The sequence below is a fragment of the Fretibacterium sp. genome (assembly GCF_057312375.1).
Window position 1 is genome coordinate 1 of the sequence record NZ_DBHLDX010000085.1, and the last position, 6497, is coordinate 6497.

Here is a 6497-nt window from a genome sequence, read left to right on the forward strand (position 1 = left end):
TTCTGGATCGTGCCGGACAGGACGGCCTTGTCCACGCCCTGCTCCTCCGCGGCCACGATGTAGAAGGCCATGATGGGCAGCACGGCGCCATTCATCGTCATGGAAACGGACATCTGGTCCAGCGGGATGCCTGCGAAGAGTATCTCCATGTCCAGGATGGAATCGACAGCCACTCCCGCCTTGCCCACGTCGCCCACGACGCGCGGGTGGTCGGAGTCGTAGCCACGGTGCGTCGCCAGGTCGAAGGCGATGGAGAGGCCCTTCTGGCCCGCGGCCAGGTTGCGCCGGTAGAAGGCGTTGCTCTCCTCGGCAGTGGAGAAGCCGGCGTACTGGCGCACCGTCCAGGGGCGCGTGACGTACATCGTGGGGTAGGGTCCCCGCAGGAAGGGCGGCAGCCCCGGCTTGTCGAAGGCCAAATGGGCGAAGTGCCCGCCCTTCGCCTCCGTGTAGAGGGGGGGGACGTCGATCTGCTCCATCGTGCGGGTCGTCATCGCCTCGGGTTCAGACCCCGTCTCCGCCTTGAAGTTGCGGCTCCAGACCGCCTCGTCAAAGTCCGGGCCGGAAGTGGGGCAGTTCAGCGAAATTTGCGTAAAATCCGGGTTTTTATACGATACGGACATCTTTAGAACATCCCCTTCATCTTCTGAAATCCGGACAAAGTCTCAAGACAGTTCGAGCGGACGCTGATGAAGCCTTCCACGCCGGCCTCGACGTAGGCGTCCTTGAACTCCGGGGCCGGCTCTCCGGCCAGGTAGACGCCCATCTTCGGCGCCCGCTCCTTGATCGCCCGCGCCAGCGGCGGCACCACCTCAGGGTACGTGGCGTCCGTGGAGCAGATCACCGCGATCTCCGCACCGCTCGCGGCGGCGGCCTCCGCGCACGCCTCCGGCGTCTCGAAGCCGTCGTTGCGGAGCATCTCGAAGGCGGCCACCTCCATGAAGCTCGAGATGAAGTCCGCCCGTGCCTTGTGCTGGGGGATGGGCCCCATGTTGGCCAGAAAGACGCGGAAGTTATCACCCGTCCGCGCCCTGTAGGCCTCCGTCCTGGCCCTCAGCTCCTCGAACTGCTCCGTCCAGCGGTGGGGTCGTACGGGCTCCGCCGCGACGTCGCCCCTCCCGCCCGCCAGCGCGGCCCGTACCTCGCCCAGCGTGGCGCCGGCCTCGGCCGCTGCGGCGACCTTCCCGATCAGGCCGTCGCCCGACAGCCCCTCGAGGGCCTTCTTCACCCCGGCGTCGTCCCGCGCCCCCCGGGCGCCCTTCAGCGCCCGCAGACGCTCCTCCCTTAGCCCCTCCCAGTCCGGCGACCCGAACTCCGGCAGGGGCTCGCTCATGTTGGGGTACATGTTCGTGCCGACGGCGCGGTCGGAGCGCTTCGCCAGGTTCTTCCAGCGGCTCGCGAGGGTCCCGGCCACGTCCTCCTGCAGCACGCCCGCCTTGACGCTCTCCAGGAAGCCGCCCCGGCCCTCGATCTCCTGAAGCTTGGCCCAGACCCTGCGGCTCAGCTCGTCCGTCAGGGCCTCCAGATACCAGGAACCTCCCGCGGGGTCAATGGGCTCCCGCAGGTTGAACTCCTTCTGAAGCATGATCTGGGCGTTGCGGGCCACGCGGCGCGAGAATTCGGAGCCTGGCCGCAGCGCCTCGTCAAAGCAGCCGACGGTCAGCCCCTCCACGCCGCCCACGATCGCTGAAAACGCCTCCGTGGCACCGCGCAGCATGTTGACGTAGGGGTCGTACACCGTTCGGGTGAAGCGGGAGGTGCGGGCGAAAATCTGGGACTTCCGGGCCTCTTCGCCGCCGCCGAAGCTCTCCGCGATCTGAGCCCACGCGATGCGCGCGGCGCGCAGCTTCGCGATCTCCATGAAGAAGTTGGCCCCTTGCGAAAACTCAAAGCGCAGCCGGCGGGCGAATTGCTCCACCGAGATGCCCCGCGCCAGCATGGCGCGCAAGGTCTCGATGGAGGCCGTCATGGCGCAGGCGGCCTCCTGGGCCGCGTCCGCACCGCCGTCATGCGGCACGCTGCCGCGGACCAGGACCGTGCGCAGCGGGGAGCCGGCGGCCTCGGCCCAGCGGATCGTCTCCGCCATCTCGTCCCAGAGCTGCTCCAGGGGCGCGGGCAAGCCTCCCGTCGCCAGCAGGCAGCCCATGGGGTCCGCCCCCACGCAGCCCGAAAGCGTCCTTGGGGCGACGCCCTCCTTTTTGGCCAGCGCGTCCACGAAGCCAAGCAGGGGTGCCGCGGAGGCCCCGGCATAGATCGCCAGGGGTCGGTCCAGCAGGCCCTTCAGCAGGGCCTCGACGTCTTCCAGCGTGGAGAGCGAGACACCCGCTCCGTCCGTCCCCGGCGCGTCGGCATCCAGCCCCGCCTCCGTCCGAGGGTCCAGGCGGAAGGCGACGGAGGTGGCCCCGCGCTCCAGCTCGTGGAGCAGGTTCCGGTGGGCTTCCTGGGGCAACGCCTCATCGCAGAACTGCACGATCTCCCACGCGCGCTTCAGGTTGCCGGAGGCCTCGTTGCCCCTCAGGGAGTAGGAACCGGGGTAGGTGCGCGCGGCCCTCAGGGCCCCCGTGTCCTCCGCCGTGTACATCGGGTTCAGGGTGATGCCCTCGTAGGTCTTGGTGAACATCCTCTTGTCGAAGGGCGCGCCCTTCAGGGCCGCGGTGGCCGCCTCCTTCCACGCCTCGTAGCTCAGAGGGGTGAACTCGTCGAAGGCGACGTCGGGAAGGTGCGCGGCAGCTGTCTGGCCCCCCGCCCCCGGTTCTTTTGCATTGCTCATATGCGATTCCTCCCGTTCTGGCGACGGCGCGGTCCTGCACCGCCCCAAGGTCTTTGGACAGGACAGACGTCCCGTCCGGCAGCTCCGCTGCCCAACGCAATCCGGGTCCCGCCGCACCCTGGCACGACAGGACGACAAGCCGCCCGCCTCCACGCGGAAGGGGAAGGTCTTTCCCGGCAGGTTTCCTGGCTCTCACTCATCCTTCGCCCGCGCCTTCCCGCCTTGCGGCAGTGGCTGACCTGCGGGCTCGTCGTGATTACAGTGGCCGGGCCGCTCCGGTTTCGCACCGGATTCCCTGCAACCGCAGAAAAAATTTTCGTTAACTTTTGTATTATAACGTAGGTTTGCGACTTCGGGGCGCCCTGAAAGGGCAAAAGCGCGGAGGCAGGGGGCCTGCCTCCGCGCAGAATATATTCTGAAAATCAGCTCCTGTACGCCTCGGGGATCGAGTGAAAGTCCTTGTCCCCGCGCCCCGACAGGTTGACCAGGACCGTCTTGTCCTTGCCGAGAGTGGGCAGGAGGCGCAGCGCCCAGGCCAGCGCGTGGCTGCTCTCGAGCGCCGGCAGGATGCCCTCCCGCCGGCAGAGGGTCCGGAACGCGGCGAGGGCCTCCTCGTCGGTCACCCTCTCGTAACGGGCCCGCCCCGTGTCCTTCAGCCAGGCGTGTTCCGGCCCCACGCCGGGGTAGTCGAGCCCCGCGGAGATCGAGTAGACGGGGGCGGCCTCTCCATCTGCGTCCGCCAAGACGTAACTCTTGAACCCCTGAAAGACCTTCGGGGTCCCGAAGGCCAGCGTCGCCGCGTGGTCTCCCAGTCGGTCCGTCCCCCGGCCGGCCGGCTCCACCCCCACCAGCCGGACCTCCGCGTCGTCGAGGAAGGCCGAGAAGAGCCCGATGGCGTTGCTGCCCCCTCCGACGCAGGCGACGGCGTAGTCCGGCAGGCGCCCCTCGCGCTTCAGGAACTGCTCCCGCGCCTCACGCCCGATGACGCTCTGGAACTCCCGCACGATGGAGGGGTACGGGTGCGGCCCGACGGCCGAGCCCAAAAGGTAGAAGGTGTCCGGCTCCTCCACGTAGACGGACAGGGCCTTATCCACCGCCTCCCTGAGGGTCTGCTGCCCCTCCGTCACCGCCACGACGCGGGTCCCCATGGCCCGCATACGCTCCACGTTAGGGCTCTGGCGCTCCATGTCCAGGGCTCCCATGTACACGGTACATTCCATGCCAAAGAGCGCGGCGGCCATGGCCGAGGCCGTGCCGTGCATCCCCGCGCCCGTCTCAGCGATGATTCGCTTCGCCCCCATGCGCCGGGCTAGAAGGATCTGCCCGATGCAGTTGTTGATCTTGTGCGCGCCGCTGTGGTTCAGGTCCTCCCGCTTCAGGAAGAGCCGCCCCCCGCCCAGGTCCTTCGAGATGTTGCGGCACTCCGTCAGCGCCGAGGGACGCCCCACGTAGTCCCTGAGGAGCGCCAGGTACTCCTCCTGAAACGCCTCGTCCGCCATCGCGTCCCGGAAGGCCTCGTCCAATTCGTCCAAGCGCTTCTTCAAAGGCTCGGGGATGAACTGCCCGCCGTACTCCCCAAAGAACCCCGTGACCATCGCTTTTCTCTCGACGTCGTTTGCCATTGCAATCTCCTCCTGAATAAAGTATAAAATTTTTGGGATACAAAAAAGCCCGGGGCCAAAAGGTCGGCCCCGGGCTGTGACGCTCTCACAATACAAAAGGGCCGGAGGGTTGATTCCCTCCGGCCCTTAAAGCGCTTTCTTCTTCAACGCGCGCGGACAGAGGGCAGCTTAAGGCTGCCACCACCACATCCCGTTGTTCCGAACCTGCGCTGAGGCCTCTCCGTCGCGTTTCATTAGCTCTCGTCCTCGCTCTCGCGTACTCCCCAAAAGTGGGGTTAAACTTTGATTATTAACAAAATAGCATCCCCTCAACAGATTGTCAAGAGTTTTTCAGAGGTATTGCCGATCTTTGGGGTTGCGTATTATAATTAACAAAGTTGTTTTTCCATCCCGGAGGGCAGGCGTTTTGGCGAGCCGGAAGAGCGTCCGGCAGGAGCGGTCCTCCGGGTTTGTGCGTTTGTGCTATGGCACTATGGGATGTTTGTTCGGTTTTTTGCTTAGCAAGGGAGACGAAAAGATGACGATTCGGAGCAAGATGTTGGGGACGGTCGCGGCGGTTTTCCTGGTGTTGTTCTTGATGATCGGGGTCGTTTACCTCTGGGGCGGCTCAACGCTGTCCTCCGTTTTGAAGGGGGCCGGAGTGGAGAGCGTATCCCAATCGGCCCAGATTTTTCGAGGCGTCCTGACCCGATCCTCCGCGGTCCTCTCGGCCTCCGCCGAATCGCTGCGGTATGCGTTCGTGAACTTCGAGGCGGTTTCTAAGGACGAGGTGGCTCGGGCCGCCGCCGCCCTTCTGGCCAAGAACAGGCCGAACGGCATCAAGGAGCTGTTCTGGGGTTATGAGTCGGACGGCCGTTTTGCGGACGGAGGCGGCTGGAAGGCCCCCGACGACTTCGACGCCCGGACTCGCCCCTGGTACAAGCTCGCGGTCGCGGCCAGGGACGGCGAGGTCATCTGCTCAGAGCCTTACATCATTGCAGCGACCAACAGCCTTGGGATCACCATGGCCGTCGCCGTCCGGGACGACGCAGGGAAGCTCCTGGGAGTCGTCGGCGCGGACCTGGACGTGGACCAGATCAGCTCGCAGACGGCGGCCCTGAAGGTCTTCGGCCAGGGCTCCGGGGTCCTGATCCGGAAGGACGGCCTGATCGTCGCCTCCCCCAAGAAGGAGCAGGTCATGAAGACCAACCTCCTGACGGACCCGGCCTCTCCGGAAAGCGTCCGCCAGACGGTTCGGCGGATGACGGCGGGCGAGAGCGGGGTCACCGAGTACACCCACGAGGGTGAGCGGCGCCTGATGTTCTACGCTCCTGTGGGGTACGACCTCTACCTTGGCGCGTTCTTCCCCTATTCCGTGATCTCCGGCATCCTCAAGACCCTGCTCCTGATCCTGCTGGGCGTCGCGGTCACGCCGCTGATCATCGTCGGAGTTTCCTTCTTCTGCATCATTCGGGGTATGACGCGCTCCGTGCGCCGGATGACCGACCTCATGGAGGAGCTGGAGGCGGGCGACCTCTCGACCCACTTCGACGACTCCGGCAAGGATGAGTTCTCCAGGATATCGGGGATGCTGAATCGGACGGCGGGCTCCATCGGCGAGGTGGTTTCCCGCATCCGGACCGGCGTGGCCGAGAACTCGCGTCAGTCCGAGGAGCTCGCGAAGATATCGGGGGACCTGCTGGCCTCGATGGAGAGCGTCGGCGGGCTGATGGGCAAGTCGGACACCCTGCTGGGCGAGAGCTCCTCTGCCCTTCAGTCGATCAACGCGGCGATCGGCGAGGTGGCGTCCGGAGCCCAGTCGAGCGCCCAGGCGGCCACGGAGGGCGCCTCCCAGTCCGCCACCGTCAGCACCGGGACGACGGAGGGAGTTCACAGCGTGGGGCGGATCGTCGAGGGCATGAAGCTGGCTGAGGAGAAGTCCGAGGAAACGATGGAGCAGATCGGCCACCTGGCGCAGTCGGTGGAGGCCATCTCCGGCTTCGTGAGCTCCATCACGTCCATCGCGGACCAGACGAACCTCCTGGCCCTCAACGCGGCGATCGAGGCGGCGCGGGCGGGCGAGGCGGGACGCGGCTTCGCCGTCGTAGCGGAGGAGGTCCGCAAGCTGG

Annotated in this window: 4 protein-coding genes and 1 riboswitch; of the genes, 1 reads left to right on the forward strand and 3 read right to left on the reverse strand. The window is 66.2% G+C overall.

Annotated features, from left to right (window positions below; all coding sequences use genetic code 11):
* The 3 genes from ACO41U_RS09540 to trpB all read right to left on the reverse strand — a co-directional run.
* A partial coding sequence (locus ACO41U_RS09540; protein ID WP_485943489.1) for a methylmalonyl-CoA mutase family protein occupies positions 1-620 on the reverse strand: 620 nt, incomplete at its 3' end.
* Positions 621-622: 2 nt separating this feature from the next.
* On the reverse strand, positions 623-2767 hold the full coding sequence (locus tag ACO41U_RS09545; protein ID WP_485943491.1) for a methylmalonyl-CoA mutase family protein: 2145 nt from the start codon (positions 2765-2767) through the stop codon (positions 623-625).
* A gap of 158 nt (positions 2768-2925) precedes the next feature.
* Positions 2926-3088: riboswitch (cobalamin riboswitch) on the reverse strand.
* 101 nt (positions 3089-3189) lie between these two features.
* The gene (gene trpB / locus ACO41U_RS09550) at positions 3190-4362 is read right to left on the reverse strand and encodes a tryptophan synthase subunit beta (protein ID WP_485943495.1); all 1173 of its coding nucleotides are present in this window, start codon (positions 4360-4362) and stop codon (positions 3190-3192) included.
* 544 nt (positions 4363-4906) lie between these two features.
* On the opposite strand from trpB, the gene ACO41U_RS09555 reads away from it, so the two are divergent.
* Positions 4907-6497 (forward strand): methyl-accepting chemotaxis protein (locus tag ACO41U_RS09555; protein ID WP_485943493.1); only part of this gene is annotated, 1591 nt, incomplete at its 3' end.